Annotated in this window: 12 protein-coding genes; 2 read left to right on the forward strand and 10 right to left on the reverse strand. The window is 40.0% G+C overall.

Annotated elements, in window-relative coordinates; genetic code table 11:
• Position 1 precedes the first annotated feature (1 nt).
• The 4 genes from acnA to I6N96_RS01310 all read right to left on the reverse strand — a co-directional run bounded on the left by acnA (position 2) and on the right by I6N96_RS01310 (position 4868).
• The gene (gene acnA / locus I6N96_RS01295; RefSeq protein ID WP_209555690.1) at positions 2-2689 is read right to left on the reverse strand and encodes an aconitate hydratase AcnA; all 2688 of its coding nucleotides are present in this window, start codon (positions 2687-2689) and stop codon (positions 2-4) included.
• Between the two features lie 486 nt (positions 2690-3175).
• Entirely contained in the window at positions 3176-3715 is a 540-nt protein-coding gene (locus I6N96_RS01300) for a GNAT family N-acetyltransferase (protein WP_209555691.1), read from the reverse strand.
• A 227-nt stretch (positions 3716-3942) separates the two neighbouring features.
• The gene (locus I6N96_RS01305) at positions 3943-4389 is read right to left on the reverse strand and encodes a hypothetical protein (protein ID WP_209555692.1); all 447 of its coding nucleotides are present in this window, start codon (positions 4387-4389) and stop codon (positions 3943-3945) included.
• 98 nt (positions 4390-4487) lie between these two features.
• Positions 4488-4868 carry a PH domain-containing protein gene (locus tag I6N96_RS01310; RefSeq protein ID WP_209555693.1) on the reverse strand — a complete coding sequence of 127 codons (381 nt, stop codon included), beginning with the start codon at positions 4866-4868 and terminating at the stop codon, positions 4488-4490.
• Positions 4869-5185: 317 nt separating this feature from the next.
• Between I6N96_RS01310 and I6N96_RS01315 the strand changes: the two genes are divergently transcribed.
• Positions 5186-6409 carry a YdcF family protein gene (locus tag I6N96_RS01315; protein ID WP_209555694.1) on the forward strand — a complete coding sequence of 408 codons (1224 nt, stop codon included), beginning with the start codon at positions 5186-5188 and terminating at the stop codon, positions 6407-6409.
• A gap of 101 nt (positions 6410-6510) precedes the next feature.
• Here I6N96_RS01315 and I6N96_RS01320 read toward each other — a convergent pair whose 3' ends face one another.
• Together I6N96_RS01320 and I6N96_RS01325 are read right to left on the reverse strand one after the other, a co-directional pair.
• Positions 6511-7329 (reverse strand): DUF6591 domain-containing protein, encoded by an 819-nt coding sequence (locus I6N96_RS01320; protein WP_209555695.1) that lies wholly within the window; start codon positions 7327-7329, stop codon positions 6511-6513.
• Between the two features lie 748 nt (positions 7330-8077).
• Positions 8078-9286 (reverse strand): serine/threonine protein kinase, encoded by a 1209-nt coding sequence (locus tag I6N96_RS01325; RefSeq protein WP_209555696.1) that lies wholly within the window; start codon positions 9284-9286, stop codon positions 8078-8080.
• 113 nt (positions 9287-9399) lie between these two features.
• On the opposite strand from I6N96_RS01325, the gene I6N96_RS01330 reads away from it, so the two are divergent.
• On the forward strand, positions 9400-9825 hold the full coding sequence (locus I6N96_RS01330) for a helix-turn-helix domain-containing protein (RefSeq protein ID WP_209555697.1): 426 nt from the start codon (positions 9400-9402) through the stop codon (positions 9823-9825).
• Positions 9826-10010: 185 nt separating this feature from the next.
• On the opposite strand, the gene lpdA is transcribed toward I6N96_RS01330, so the two are convergent.
• The 4 genes from lpdA to pdhA are packed head-to-tail and all read right to left on the reverse strand — an operon-like array spanning position 10011 to position 15182.
• The gene (lpdA, locus tag I6N96_RS01335) at positions 10011-11417 is read right to left on the reverse strand and encodes a dihydrolipoyl dehydrogenase (protein ID WP_209555698.1); all 1407 of its coding nucleotides are present in this window, start codon (positions 11415-11417) and stop codon (positions 10011-10013) included.
• A 7-nt stretch (positions 11418-11424) separates the two neighbouring features.
• A complete protein-coding gene (locus tag I6N96_RS01340) occupies positions 11425-13068 on the reverse strand; it encodes a dihydrolipoyllysine-residue acetyltransferase (protein WP_209555699.1) in 1644 nt (547 codons plus the stop codon).
• A gap of 24 nt (positions 13069-13092) precedes the next feature.
• Positions 13093-14070 (reverse strand): alpha-ketoacid dehydrogenase subunit beta, encoded by a 978-nt coding sequence (locus tag I6N96_RS01345; RefSeq protein WP_209555700.1) that lies wholly within the window; start codon positions 14068-14070, stop codon positions 13093-13095.
• Between the two features lie 2 nt (positions 14071-14072).
• A complete protein-coding gene (gene pdhA / locus I6N96_RS01350; RefSeq protein ID WP_209555701.1) occupies positions 14073-15182 on the reverse strand; it encodes a pyruvate dehydrogenase (acetyl-transferring) E1 component subunit alpha in 1110 nt (369 codons plus the stop codon).
• Positions 15183-15657 lie beyond the last annotated feature (475 nt).

The raw sequence follows: 15657 nt of genomic DNA on the forward strand, positions 1-15657 counted from the left end.
CTTACCGTTGATTGACTGCTGCGTCTCTAGAAAGCTTTTTACGAATGACCATCGGTAAAATTCCGCCATGCTGATAGTAGCTGACATCCACTGCTGAATCGAAACGTACGATTGCTGTAAACTCCACTACCTCACCTGCAGCTTTCTTCGCTTTGACAATGACCTCATCGCCGACTGCCACATTCTCCTTCAAAGCAATATCAAACTGCTCAGTCCCATCCAAGCCTAAGCTCTCTGCATCCTCACTCGCTTTGAACTGCAATGGTAAAATACCCATCATAACTAAGTTCGAACGATGTATCCGCTCATAGCTTTTAGCAATCACAGCTTGAACACCCAACAGCTGAACACCCTTTGCGGCCCAATCTCGTGAAGAGCCCATGCCGTAATCTTCGCCGGCAAGAATGATTGTTCCAGTTCCTTGTCTCTTGTACTTCATTGCTGCTTCGTAAATCGATAATGTTTCTCCTGTTGGAAAATACTTTGTATAGCCGCCTTCGATATCAGGCAACAGCTGATTTCGAATACGAATATTGGCTAACGTTCCACGCATCATCACCTCGTGATGTCCCCTTCTAGAGCCGTAAGAATTAAAGTCACGTACCGATACATTATGCTCCGTCAAGTAACAGCCGGCTGGGCTGCTTCTTTGAATGATCCCGGCTGGAGAAATATGATCTGTTGTTACTGAATCTCCAAATTTCGCAAGAACACTCAGATCTTCCAATGCCTTGATGCCCTCTATCCCAATTTCCATGCCTTCAAAATACGGTGGATTCGCAATATAAGTAGATTCTTCTTCCCATTCGTATAATGGCGTCGGCTCAGAATGGAATTTATTCCATTCATCATTTGCATCAAAGACCTGTTGATAATGCGTTTGAAAGAGTGTTGGCGTTACCCACGATTCCACATACTCACGGATTTCATCATCTTCCGGCCAAATATCCTTCAGAAAGACCGGAGCACCAGCTTGATCATAGCCGACAGGTTCAGTCATCAAATCAATATCTGTTGTTCCCGCAAGTGCGTATAGAACCACTAAGGGAGGTGAAGCGAGGTAGTTGGCTTTAACTAATGGATGGATTCGCCCTTCAAAGTTACGGTTTCCACTTAATACTCCTGCTAGAAGCAGCTCTTCTTTCTCCATGAGTGTTTCGATTTCTTCTCTAAGGCTTCCTGAATTTCCGATACATGTTGTACATCCATAGCCGACAACATAGAATCCCAACTGTTCCAAATAAGGCAGCAGACCTGAGTTCTCCAGATAAGCTGTAACGACCTTTGATCCGGGTGCTAACGAGGCTTTGACAAACGCCGGCACCTTCAAGCCCTTTTCAACAGCCTTTTTCGCAACCAGTCCCGCACTCAACATAACATGAGGATTGGATGTATTGGTACAGGAAGTGATTGCCGCAATAGCAACTGCACCATCCTTCAGTTCATAGCTCTCGCCTTCCAAATCAAGCACAGCAGGCGTTTTTTCTTTAGCAGAAACTGCGGCTGTTTTGAAGGTCTTTTCAAAGACCTCTTTCATTTGTGATAAAGGAATCAGATCCTGCGGTCTTTTAGGACCTGCTAAATTTGGCTGAATATCGCCTAAGTCAATTTCTACGGTTTCGGAATACTGGATAGCGTCTTCGGAGGAATAATAAAGATGATTTTTCTGTAGGTAAGTTTGTGTGACTGCAATTGCTTCAGCATCTCTTCCTGTCAGCTTCAAATAGCGGATCGTTTCATCATCCACTGGGAAAAAACCGCAGGTAGCACCATATTCAGGCGCCATATTGGCAACTGTTGCCCGATCAGCTAACGACAATGACTGAAGACCTTCGCCAAAAAATTCAACAAACTTCCCGACAACCTTCGTCTCTCTTAAAACTTGAGTTACCTTCAATGCAAGGTCAGTAGCTGTCGCACCTTTTGCCAGTTGATTGATAAAACGGACACCAATCACCTCTGGAATAGGAAAATAGGAAGGCTCTCCCAACATACAGGCCTCTGCTTCAATACCGCCGACTCCCCATCCCAGAACACCTAGCCCGTTGACCATCGTTGTATGGGAATCTGTTCCTACAAGCGTATCTGGATAAACCTCTACTGTTGCTTCATCTAATTGCTTTTGAATGACGACATCCGCCAAATATTCAATATTCACTTGATGGACAATCCCTGTAGCTGGAGGGACTACTCGGTAGTTATCAAAAGCTGTCTGCGCCCAATTTAGAAATTTATAGCGTTCTTGATTTCTTTGAAACTCCATCTTCATATTGCGTTCTAACGCATATTTATTCCCAGCAACATCTACCTGAACAGAATGATCAATGACTAAATCAACAGGAATCTCAGGATTGATGTTTTGCGGATCACCGCCAAATGCAGCATAAGTTTCTCTTAAAGAGGCTAGGTCGACAATTACTGGAACTCCGGTGAAATCCTGTAATATCACACGTGCCGGTTTAAAGGGAACTTCTCCAGCAACCGATCCCTTTGAATCCCAAGAGGCCAATGAACGGATATGTTCATTCGTGATCTCAAAATCATTTTTTTGTCGAATCAGCCCTTCCAGCAATACTCTGATGCTATAAGGTAGTTTTGAAATAGTTATTCCATACTCCTCTTCTAAAGACATCAAAGAATCGTATTGATAGTTGATTCCACCTCGTTCAAAGAATTGTTTACTCAACATCCAACGCCTCCTTCTTTTCGTTTTCTCATTTTTTTCTAATTTTCAGCTATTATACCCACTCAAAAATAAAATGTAAACACTTTAGCCTAATATACCTTCATCCATATATGACATCACTATCACATATAAATGTTCCCTCCACTTTTAAGTCTTTAGTTATCTATCCTTATATCTATCCTTGCAGCAAAAGAACAAGAAAAGGAACTCATTGTTTTTTAATCATTTTCTAATATGACGTCAAATTGAAATAACTGACAAAAATCAGCTGAAAATGAATACGTTTTATTCCATGTAAATGTTTTTAGTAAATCAATCGTTAAATAACAAGTAAATTTCAGGAACAAATCGGAATTTTTGGTACTTAACTTAAAAAAATATATAGTAGGAAGCCTGTCTACATAGAAAAAAAGCCAAGTACCACATGCCGAAACATGTATTACCTGGCTTTCTAATTACGATTCAGAGACACTGTGAAACTTTGAAATACTACCAGTATTCCGGCAGCATAAAGGCTTCCGCACATTGTACTTGTCCGCTGTATCGGTCAAGCTTTCCTTCTTTAGACAGGTCCAACACCATCCACGCATCCTCAAGGCCTTTCTTTGTCGGATATGGTGGTAGAAAACCTAACGGCAACGCCGGCTTAAACCCATGGCGAGGATAATACTCAATATGCCCTAAGACAAAGACAAGATCTGTTTTTGCTTCCCGCAATCGATGCAAGCCCTCTTCAATCAGCTGACCGCCAATTCCTCTCTTTTGATAGTCAGGTATCACAGCTAACGGACCTAAAATCATGATAGAGAGTTCCTCTCCAGCACTAGCTAAGCTGCCTTTTGTAAACAGGATATGCCCAACAGCCTCATCATCATCAAAGGCCAGCAATGATACTGTCGGCTGCGACGTCGGATCAGCAACCAATTTTTCAACCAGTACTGCCTCATCTATTTCTCCAAAAGCCGTTTCTTCCACTCTGTATATTTTACTTCTATCACTTTTATTCGCTTCTCGAACGTAACTGTTCATTTTATCCACTCTCCTCTTTTATTATTTCTGAGAAAAGCCAATTACCGACAGTAAACATAAGTTTTTCAAACAAAAGCCCCCTTCTATGATCTATACAGATCCTGTAATCGTATAGTAAAGTAAAATAGTCAGCACCAACTGCTTTATAGGATCTATATCTACTATTATAAAGGAAAATCAGTAGAAACAACAGCTGCTCAGTAAGCGAGCAACTTTTTCTCTATTGATCAAACACGTTGATAAACCAAAAGCAGCGTCGTTTCCAACAAATGTTCTAGCTTCATTAGCAGCTCTGCAGATATTGATTCTCCTAGATTCTTTATCCGGATTTCATATTGAGCAAATCCACAGGGCCAAGAATAATGTAACTGCCCAATCATCGTTGTGATATTGCAGCAAGGAACATTTACATAGAGATTGCTAAACCGAGAAGCATACAGCTCATCCATCTGTTCACTCCACCACTCAGAAATCTCTTTATTACAATAGGGACAGGAGACATGCGAGAAATTCTGACCACTGTCAATAAACTGAAGCGTTTCAAACTGATTAAAACTGACATCATCTGTCAGTAAACAAGTCGCTTCAATAATAGCAACGGCCTGCTGTACCTGATTATTTGATACTACATGCTTAGAATCAGATGAAATGATGCATGTGTACTGATCCGACAAAAAATCCCCTTCTCTCTTCAATTACTATCATTAATCAATGCAGGCTTCTGACAAAAAGCCTGCATATCGTAAACGACATACAGGCTTTTCATCCTCAACTATCTTAGAACCGCTGCAGCTAATGCACGCTGTACTTCTAAAATATTCTTATCTTTACCAAACTGCAGAACTTCAGCCGGCTCCATGCTGCCGGAAATCCAGATATTCAATTCAGAATCCAAATCAAAATGACCGGATGTCTCTACAGAAAATCGTGAGATTGAACGATAAGGGATACACTTATACTCTGTCTTTTTCCCTGTCATTCCCTGTTTATCAATCAATATCAACCGCTTATCTGTAAAAACGATCATATCTCTAATCAATTTATACGCAAGCTCAACGTGCTCGCCAGGTGCTAAAAAGTCCTTCAGCTTATCCTCTACTTTTTCTGATGAATGTGTTGACGCATTGCCAATCATACCGCTGAACAATCCCATTTTCCGTTCCTCCTTGAAGTTAATGATTCAATTATAGCAAATCCTTATTACTAGAGCAAAGTTTCCTCAGACAAGGATATTTCTATTCTTTTATCTCAAATCAAACTAATTTTTCGTTTTATTGCTATCTTTCGCTATGAAAAACAAGGTGATTTTGTTATCTTTTCTAAGCATTTTTCGCTATACTTGATATGTATCCTGTTAAAGAAATGCAATTATTTCTACTTCCTTTGTTATATACTTTGTGCAAAGGTCGCTTTTCGTGTGACAAATCTTTAATAGTATTCATATAGTTCATATTTAAAGGGGTTATCAACATGGAGCTTCGTTTTGAGTCATCATTATTTATTGTTTATTTTTTAGGATTGATTTTGATTCCAATCTGGAACAAAGTACGAAAATCCAAGGGCAATTGGCTGCTTTATGAGCTAGGCTGGTTTCTTGCTTGCCTCATCTTCTATTTACTGTCCCTCGAAGTAAAAAGCCGCACGTATTTCATTGGGATTCCGCTGGTTTTTCTAGGTATCTTTCTTTTTAGATACTTTAAAGAGAAAAGACGGCTCAGCAACGGCTTACTGTTTAACCTGTTCCTGATCAGCTTCGGAGGCTATTTGGGGCTGTTGGCAATCACTACGCAAGACCCGTTACTGATTCTGTTTCTTGTAACCCTCTTTATTGGATTACTGCTGCTGCTTCTAGTTGGCTTGTATGCAATAATCATCTTTCTTTATTGGAACGCTCTGATCGTCTGGCGAAAGGAAGGACATTCTCTTGCAAATCTCCTGACTCTTTTCCTTGCCATCGGATTGACTGGCTTGCTTGTACTCGACTATGTTTCCGGTCACTTCCTACCGCAATGGATGGCTTCATTATTTGCCATCGTCCCAATGATATTGATTTATTTTGCCATCGTTTTCTACAACTTTTTAACAATTTCAATCATCTATCAGTTCAATAGACCAAAATACACACAGGATTACATTATCGTTTTAGGAGCAGGCCTAATTGAAGGGAAAAGAGTACCACCGCTTTTAGGCAATCGTATTGAAAAGGCGATACGATTCTATAATAAGCAAAAAGAAAAAACTGCAAAGACACCGAAGTTGGTCATGTCGGGAGGCAAAGGTGATGACGAGCACCTTGCTGAAGGTTTGGCAATGAAGCAGTATGCTGTTGAGAAGGGGATTCCAGAAACTGATATTCTGGTCGAGGCTAATTCTGTCAACACTCTAGAAAATATGCGTTTTTCAAAGGAAGTCATGGAGGAAGATTTTGGCGGGAATGGATACCAGGCAATCTTTACAACCAATAATTTCCACCTATTCCGTGCTGGATTATTTGCCAGACAAGCGAGCCTCAAAGCAAATGGTATTGGTGCAAAAACAGCCTTCTACTTTCTTCCAAATGCTTTTTTACGTGAGTTCGCAGCCATTCTATTGATGCGAAAGAGAAGACACGCAATGTTTTGTGCAGCGATTGTCCTCCTAAATGTACTGCTTGCACTTCTACAGCTTCTTACTAGTTCACTAGCAGCTGGTTAAGCATCCTACAGCAGTCTATGAATCTCAGTTGTTCTATAGCTGAAAAAACAGATCAGAAATACCGATGTTTCTTCGGATTTCCTGATCTGTCTTTTTATTCATTACCCTAATTTAGAATACAACTCTGTCAGTTTAGCAGATTTAACTAATAAGTTATTGTACATCGTCAATGCATCAGAGGTAGACAGGTCTTCACCTGAAGCGTCGATTGCTTCCCCAAGTTTAGTGTATTCAGCCATCAAGTCTACGTAATCCGCCAAGAAAACGATACTATCAGAATCGCTGTATGTGCCTGGATTATCAACATAGCCTTGCGCCTTTTCAATCATTTCATCATATTTCTCATCGATTTTTTTGATTGATTCCGCCACACCACTCGTACTACTTGTTTCTTTTTCAGCTGCTTGCGTTGATGATGAACTTGAACTTGAACTTGAACTCGAGCTCGAACTTGAGCTTGATTCAGCTGAAGAGCTGCTGCTGGAAGAAGATGTTTCTTCTGATTCTTCAGAACTACTTGAAGAGTCAGCTATATCCATCGCCTTCACTAAAACAAATTCAGCAGTTCCATCGATCGAAAGCGTGTAGCCTTTCTTCAATACATAGGATTCAATGACTTCTTTTGTTGTTATATATCTGCTTTTATAGTTTTTTGCTAAATGCATACTATCAATCTCTTTACCAGCAGCATTCTTGATATAAATCGTTGTTTTATCCTTATCATCATTCGGGTATTTGATATCATACTTTCCTGATTCAATCTCTTCCCCAACTGTTATTTTCCCAGAAAACATCTCGCCCTTCTCTGCGCTGTCTGCAGTTTTTTCACTCGAGCCTCCAGAACATCCGGTAAACAACAATATCATCCCTAATGCTGCACCTATAATACCTAATTTTTTTACTACCCTTAACTTTTTCATATTATCCTCCTAAATCATGGCAAGAAGTTCTCGCCAGTCAACTCATCAATACGTCCAGTATCGACATCATAAACCAGCAAGCAAACTCCTCCACTATGTATTTTCCATCAACTGATTATTTTTGTTTTGTGCTTTACGATAACCAGTTAGACACCTTTTGATTTTTGAAACAATGAACTAAATAACACAGATCCTTTTCGTGTCTCTTACTTACTACCTTCCAGATAGAAAGCTGCTGCCAGCAACAACAACCATTTGCAGCTTATTTACGCTTTATCTGAAAATTCAGCAGAAAGTTACAGGGGCATTTCAGCTAACAACTATGAACATCACGATAGATAGGGGACAAAAATAATCAGCCGCTTACTTATATAATATTCATCGAGTCGTACTCTTTATTATCATAAACAATCGTCTTCTATTTTTGCTTCGTTCGTCTCAGTTCTACAAACTATATGAATACAACAAAGTAAACGCCAGAGAGAAAAATCACTATTATTCATGCTGTGGTTTATAGTGATTTTTAGTAGTGGATGACTTAGTGCGTTTCATATAGCATATTCTTTTATTCTGACTCAAGTCTAATTAAATCAACCTTTTTATTTCTTCATTCTGTTGTTATTTAGTTCATCTTTCTATCTGTATCATACTGAATATAAAAGAAAAAATCTTATGCAAATTGCATAAGATTTAAGCGCTGCAGAGAATCGCTATTTCCAGCATCAATTCATAGATAATTCTGTATCTCTTATCCTAATAAATCTCTTAAAAACAGCGTATAGAATAGTAGCAAAATAAACCAGGCCATCGTTAAGAAAACATAGCCTAAGATTTTTTTTATGACCGAAGTCGAGGCAAGGAAGGGAATATTCCTATGAAAATCAAGAAAATTAGCATATAACAATATCGGAACTATAAATAGAAAAAAACTATCTACAATCCAGCGCCCTCGATATTCGTAGCTATTCCCAGCAGTAGCCTCATTATTGATCAGCATGCCGATAAAAACATACCCTGTTACAGCTACAAACATTTTCCACAGCTGCTTTGTTCGAAAACCGGGGATATACTTCATCAAAAAAGAAATGCCTCCTATAACACCGGAAATCGAAAAAACATTTTTTCTTTGTTTCTTTTCTACAGGCTGCTGTACTTCTTCTACCTCCACCCAATCCTGAAACCCCTCATTCTCCGAAACTGACGAGTCTACCGATTCACTTGACTGCTCCAGCTGATCCAGTTGATAAATGATCGCTTCTCTCATCTCATTCGCCGTTTGATACCGATCTTCCGGATCAATTCTCGTTGCCTTGATAATGATTTCTCGAATCAGCAAATCCTCGCTTAAATGATTTTTCGGGTAATCCTTTGTTGAGCAGATATTCATCACTACACCTAAAGAATACAAATCACTACGTGCGTCAGACTCTGCAAAACCAAATTGCTCCGGTGCAGCAAATCCCACCGTCCCCAACTGAACAGTATCATTTTCCTTATTTCCATTGATTCTACGAACAGCATCAAAATCAATCACTTTTACCACTTGGTCATTGGTGAGCATAATATTTGAAGGCTTGATGTCACGATGGATCAAACCAAAACCATGCAATTTCTCTACACTGTCTAAAACACTTAGAGCCAATTCCAATATTGCTTGACCGTCCATTGAATCAGAGGATTGAATAAGTTCGCTTAACGTTTTTCCATGTATGTATTCTTCATATAGAAAAATCCTGTCTCCATCAACCACGATTTCTTCGATTTTCGGCAGATTTCTATGTTCTATTTTCTGCAGTGTCGCCAAACTATCAGCTAAAAATACCGGATATTCCTTTCTTACCCAAAACTTTTGCGTCTCATTGTTTCGAACCATCACCGGCCCATTTTCTTTGTCTGTCAAAACCTCAATTTGCTTATAACCATTTTTTACATAACCCTTTATTTCATTATTCTCCATTTACAAACAACCCCGTTAATTATTTTACTACTTATATAAAAAGACTGATTAAAGATACCAACTTTCACTAAGTCATTGTATACTATTTTTATAACTATTTAAAGGAGTCAAAGATGAAAGAAAAGGATACAGACAAATTACTGCACTCTCTTAAGAAGGCTGAAGATTTCAAAACAGCCCTTTCTGAAACAAAGCCCTATGCCATTAATCCCGAGGTAAGTACGTATTTGAATGAGTGGCTTTTACGGAAACAGCTTACTAAGGGAAAAGTTCTAAAAAGAGCAGAAATCACTGAAACGACCGGTTATCAATACTTCGACGGAAAGCGAAATCCTCCAAGAGAGAAGCTGATTGCTTTGGCTATCGGTTTAGAACTGACTCTTGATGAAATGAACAATTTACTCAAAAAAAGTGGTGTCGCTCAGCTTTATCCCAAGCACCAATGGGATGCTGTAGTTATTTACGGAATCATTCAACAGCTCTCAATTGCCGAAATCGATGAACTACTTTACGAAGAGAACCTTAAAACTTTTCTTTAAGCGTTTGGTCATCAGAAACTTAAAATATTTGACTTTTGACAGAGAAAGCAAAACAAATTTCCAACCGAAAAGCCCCCATACTAGATATCACTGACCAATTCGTTAAACGAGATCACTTTGATTGCAAAATAAAAAACCGAGCTTGGCTTGCTCGGTTTTTCTGTGTGACAAAATATATGATATGCTTAAATGTGGATTGGCAAACCTAAAGCCAATTCAGAAGCATCCATAACGATTTCACCTAAAGATGGGTGAGGATGGATTGTCAAAGCGATATCTTCAGCGTTCATGCCTGATTCAACGGCCAAAGCCATTTCAGAAATCATATCACTAGCGCCGACACCGGCAATTTGAGCACCGATGATCACATTGTCCTCAACAGTTGTTACTAAGCGGACAAACCCTTCTGTTTTACCAAGGGAGATTGCACGGCCGTTTCCGGCAAACGGGAATTTAAAGCCTTTTGCTTCAATTCCTGCTTCTTTTGCTTCTGCTACAGTCATCCCAACAGATGCTAATTCAGGATCTGTAAAGGCTACTGCCGGCATTGCTTTGTAATCAACTGCTACTTTTTTACCGGAAATTGCTTCAGCAGCAATTTTCGCTTCATAGCTTGCTTTATGGGCAAGAGCAGCTCCCGGAACGATATCTCCGATTGCAAAAATGTTTGATACGTTTGTACGACCTTGGTTATCCACCTTGATCAATCCACGTTCGCCCAATTCAACTCCTGCTTGCTCCAAACCTAAATCGTCTGTGTTGGCACGACGACCTACAGTTACCATTACGTAGTCAGCAGTAACAGACTCTTCTTTACCGTCAACTTCATACTTCACTGTCACACTGTCACCATTATCTACTGCTTCTTTTGCCATAGCAGAAGTAACGATTTTAACGCCTTTTTTCTCAAAATCATCTGCAACGATTTTAACCATATCTTTTTCATAGGTTGGCAGGATAGATGGGCTGCCTTCAAGAATAGTCACTTCAGAACCAAGGTTGGCATATGCGCCGCCAAGCTCAGCACCGATTACTCCGCCGCCGATAATAACGAATTTTTTAGGTACTTCTTTCAGATTCAACCCGCCTGTTGAATCAAGAACACGTCCGCCAAATTTGAAGCCTGGAATTTCGATTGGGCGAGACCCTGTTGCAACAATTGCATTATTGAAAGAATACGTTTGAGCAGAATCAGGATGAATCACACGCAGCGTATGCTCATCAACAAAGAAAGCTTCGCCTTCAATGATTTCTACTTTATGCTTTTTCAACAGCATGCCGACACCAGATGTTAATGTATTAACAACCTTGTTGTCTTTCCACTCTTGAGTTTTTGTGAAATCCAATGACACCTTCTCAGTCGTCACACCAAACATTGTTGAATCCAGTGACTCTTGGTAATGATGCCCTGCAGCGATCAATGCTTTAGAAGGAATACATCCTACATTCAGACATACACCGCCGATAAACTCGCGTTCAATGATGGCCACTTTCTGCCCCATTTCAGCAGCACGGATGGCAGCTACATAGCCGCCAGGTCCCGCACCGATTATAACTGTATCTAATTCAATGGCAAAATCTCCTACTACCATTTGTCAATCATCCTTCCATCAATAGTAATTCAGGGTCTGCTAATAAGCGTTTGATGTTGTTCATTGCTTTTTGAGCAGTCGCTCCATCGACGATACGGTGGTCAAAGCTCATTGACAGCTTCATCACACGTCCTACAACGATTTCGCCGTCAGCATTCACTACAGGCTGTTGTGCAATTGTACCAACACCTAGAATAGCAACTTCAGGGTAATTGATAACTGGTGTAAACCAGCCGCCGCCTACTGAACCAATATTACTGATTGTAATTGAACCGTCACGCATATCTTGTGCAGACAGTTTGCCGTCATGTGCAAGTGCTGCTTTTTCGTTGATTTCATCCGCAATTGCGAACATGCTCTTCATATTTGCATTTTTCACATTTGGTACATATAGACCGTGATCTGTATCTGTCGCAATACCAATGTTGAAGTAATGTTTATAAACAATCTCCTGTTTCGCATCATCAATTGAGGCATTCAGAACAGGGAATTTTTGAACAGTCGATGTCAATGCTTTCACAACATATGGCAAGAATGTTAATTTCGTACCGTTTGCTGCTGCAACGTCTTTGAACTTCTTACGATGATCCCATAGCTTAGATACTTCTACTTCATCATGTAGTGTTACATGAGGAGCTGTATGTTTACTATTGACCATTGCTTTTGCAATTGCTTTACGCATTGGCGTCAATGCTTCACGTGTTTCCATTTCTCCTAAATTAGAAGTAAATGGCTGCGCTGGTTTTGCTGGTACTGCTGGTGTACTTGAAGCTGCCGGCGCAGTTTCTTGTACTGCTTCTGTTGAAGCTGCAGCTGCCGGTGCTGCTCCACCGTTTGTCAGGAAGTTATCAATGTCTTCTTTCACAACACGTCCACCCTTACCGGTTGGAGCAATTTGTGAAATATCGACATCCTTCTCACGTGCATATTGACGAACAGAAGGCATTGCCAACACTCGTTTGTTTGGATCAGCTGCTGCAACAACACCTGTAGAGTCTGAAGCTGGTGCACTTGCTGCCGCTTCTGCTTTCGCAGGTGCTGCTGGTGCCGCACTACTTGAAGGAGCAGAGTTATGTCCTGGTGCATCAATTTCCACCAATACATCTCCAACATTCGCTACGGTACCTTCTGAAACAACAATATTCTTCACTGTTCCTGTTACCGGTGATGGAATTTCTTCTACTGATTTATCATTTTGTACTTCTAATAATGTATCGTCTTCATTGATTGTATCGCCAGGTTTCACGAACCATTTTACGATCTCGCCTTCCGCAATTCCTTCACCGATATCCGGTAATTTGAATTGGAAAACACCCTCAGATGAGCTTGCTGAAGCTTCGGGAGCTGCTGCAGGCTGTGCAGGTGTTTGCTCCTGTGCAGCTATACCGCTGTCTCCTTCGTTGTCTTCATGTCCTGGTGCATCGATTTCCACCAATACATCTCCGACATTTGCCACAGTACCTTCCGGAACAACAATGTTTTTCACTGTTCCTGTCACTGGTGACGGAATTTCCTCTACTGATTTATCATTTTGCACTTCTAATAGTGTATCATCTTCATTGATTGTATCGCCGGGTTTTACGAACCATTTTACGATTTCGCCTTCCGCGATCCCTTCACCGATATCCGGTAATTTAAATTGATAAGCCATCGTTTTTCTTCCCTTCTTTACTAATTAAAATTCAACGATTTCTTTCACTTTTGCTTCGATGTCTGAAGCATTTGGCAGCCAAATGTTTTCCGCTTGACCAAATGGGAAGATGGTATCTGGTGCTGATACACGGCCAATTGGTGCTTGCAGTGAAAGAATAGAGCGTTCTGAAATTTCTGAAACAACCTGTGCAGCTACACCGGCTTGTCTTTGTGCTTCCTGAACAACAACAACACGACCTGTTTTTTCAACAGAGGCGATGATTGTTTCAACATCAAGAGGAGCAACTGTACGTAAATCGATAATTTCTACAGAAATATCTTCTTTTGCCAAGTTGTCTGCTGCTTTGATTGCCTCACGAACCATTGCTCCGTAAGTGATGATAGAAACATCTGTTCCTTCACGAGTTACGGCTGCTTTATCCAAAGGTACTTCGTATGCTTCATCCGGCACTTCCTCACGGAAAGAACGATACAACTTCATATGTTCAAGGAACACTACTGGGTCATTGCTGCGAATAGAAGAAATCAGCAAGCCTTTTGCATCATATGGATTAGACGGGATAACCACACGTAAACCTGGTGATTGAGCCATCAGACCTTCTAAGTTATCAGAGTGAAGCTCAGGTGTATGCACGCCACCGCCAAATGGTGAACGGATCGTTACAGGAATATTTCTTGTACCGCTCATACGGTAACGTGTACGAGCCATTTGTGCAACGACTGCATCCATTGTTTCAAAAATGAACCCGAAGAATTGGATTTCAGGTACCGGACGATACCCTTCTAATGCTAAACCAAAAGCCAATCCGCCGATTCCTGATTCAGCCAAAGGAGTATCGAAGACACGTTCTTCGCCAAATTTTTCTTGTAATCCTTCTGTTGCACGGAATACACCGCCGTTTTTACCAACATCTTCACCGAAAACAAGAACGTTTTCGTCATTCTCTAACTCAAGAGCTAGGGCATCTGTAATAGCTTGGATCATTGTTTTTTGTGCCATGATTATTTCGACTCCTTCGCTTCGTAGATTGCAATTTGTTCTTTGATACTTTGTGGTTGGACTTCAAACATGTTTTTCAAGAAATGAGAAACCTTTTGTTTGCCAACTTTATCTGCTTCAGAAATCGCATTTTTGATTTCTTCTTTTGTGTCTTCAATTACTTTTTCTTCTTTTTCTTCTGACCATAATCCTTTTTCAGTAAGGTAGTTACGGAAACGGATCAATGGGTCTTGTTGCTGCCATTCGTCATCCATTTCTTTTGAACGGTAACGAGTTGGGTCATCCCCTGACAATGTATGTGGACCATAACGGTAAGTCAATGTTTCAATCAAGACAGGACCATTTCCAGATGCAGCCCAGTCACGTGCTTCTTTTGCAACTGTATATACTGCTAATGGGTCCATACCGTCTACTTGAATACCAGGAATTCCTGCCGCTACTGCTTTTTGAGCTAGAGTTTTTGCTGCAGTTTGTTTTTCACGTGGTGTTGAAATCGCAAATCCGTTGTTTTGGATAAAGAACACACCATTTGCTTGATACGCTCCTGCAAAGTTGATTGCTTCATAGAAATCACCTTGTGAAGAACCGCCGTCACCAGTATAAGTGAAGACAACATTTTCCTTGCCGCGTTTTTTCATACCTAAAGCAACACCGGCAGCTTGAATATATTGAGCACCAATGATGATTTGTGGTGGTAGTGCATGTAGATCTTCTGCATACATGTTTCCGCCAGCATGTCCTCTTGACCATAAGAAAGCTTCTTTTAATGGAAGACCATGTTGAACTAATTGAGGAACATCACGATAACCCGGTAATAGATAATCTTCTTTTTCCATTGCGAATTGACTAGCCAATTGACTTGCTTCCTGTCCAGCTGTTGGAGCATAGAAGCCAAGACGACCTTGACGATTCAATGCTGTTGAACGCTGATCCAATACTCTTGACCAAACCATACGTGTCATTAGTTCTACTAACTGATCATCAGATAAATCCGGAATCAATTCTTTGTTTACAACTTTCCCATCCTTATCTAATGCCTGATAAGTAGGAAACTCTGCGTTGACCTCATTCATTAATTGGTTGAAGTCAATAGGTTTTTGCTTGTTTGCCATTTTGTCACACAATCCTCTCTATTAACGATTCTTTTATTCAGAAAAATGAAACAGCAACTAAAACTGTATCACTTTCTCGACTACATATACAAATTATCATTAAATCTGAAAAAGAGCAAGTAAAAAAACTTAAATTATTTTAAAAAGCCCCTTTCCATCAAAAACCTTTTAAAACAAGGATTAGTGATATTAATCACAAGCTTAAAAAAGGTTTAAACTGTTTCAGAGCTGTTTCTTCAATATTTTAATATCTGTTATATAACTTTTTAAGTTTTTGTATAACAGAACGATAATCTTATTACTCTTTCATTCTTATTGTACTTGTTCAGTCCTTAACTTACCAATGATAACCCTTCCAAAACAGGCTTGCTTTTATCAAAATTTTTTGGATTATTGAAAATTTTTGATACTGCGCTATTTAGATTATCAACACCTATAAATCCTCCTCAAGAAATGGTAAATGCTGGTAACTCCG

Origin of the sequence: Enterococcus larvae (genome assembly GCF_017830045.1) — a bacterium.
Classification (GTDB): domain Bacteria; phylum Bacillota; class Bacilli; order Lactobacillales; family Enterococcaceae; genus Enterococcus_L; species Enterococcus_L larvae.

What these genes read in the sequence shown, in the direction of transcription:
- I6N96_RS01320 (WP_209555695.1), bottom strand. Translation starts at nt 7,329, where the DNA reads ATGAAAAAGTTAAGGGTAGTAAAAAAATTAGGTATTATAGGTGCAGCA.
- I6N96_RS01315 (WP_209555694.1), top strand. Translation starts at nt 5,186, where the DNA reads ATGGAGCTTCGTTTTGAGTCATCATTATTTATTGTTTATTTTTTAGGA.
- I6N96_RS01345 (WP_209555700.1), bottom strand. Translation starts at nt 14,070, where the DNA reads ATGGCACAAAAAACAATGATCCAAGCTATTACAGATGCCCTAGCTCTT.
- I6N96_RS01310 (WP_209555693.1), bottom strand. Translation starts at nt 4,868, where the DNA reads ATGGGATTGTTCAGCGGTATGATTGGCAATGCGTCAACACATTCATCA.
- pdhA (WP_209555701.1), bottom strand. Translation starts at nt 15,182, where the DNA reads ATGGCAAACAAGCAAAAACCTATTGACTTCAACCAATTAATGAATGAG.
- I6N96_RS01340 (WP_209555699.1), bottom strand. Translation starts at nt 13,068, where the DNA reads ATGGCTTATCAATTTAAATTACCGGATATCGGTGAAGGGATCGCGGAA.
- acnA (WP_209555690.1), bottom strand. Translation starts at nt 2,689, where the DNA reads ATGTTGAGTAAACAATTCTTTGAACGAGGTGGAATCAACTATCAATAC.
- I6N96_RS01300 (WP_209555691.1), bottom strand. Translation starts at nt 3,715, where the DNA reads ATGAACAGTTACGTTCGAGAAGCGAATAAAAGTGATAGAAGTAAAATA.
- I6N96_RS01330 (WP_209555697.1), top strand. Translation starts at nt 9,400, where the DNA reads ATGAAAGAAAAGGATACAGACAAATTACTGCACTCTCTTAAGAAGGCT.
- lpdA (WP_209555698.1), bottom strand. Translation starts at nt 11,417, where the DNA reads ATGGTAGTAGGAGATTTTGCCATTGAATTAGATACAGTTATAATCGGT.
- I6N96_RS01325 (WP_209555696.1), bottom strand. Translation starts at nt 9,286, where the DNA reads ATGGAGAATAATGAAATAAAGGGTTATGTAAAAAATGGTTATAAGCAA.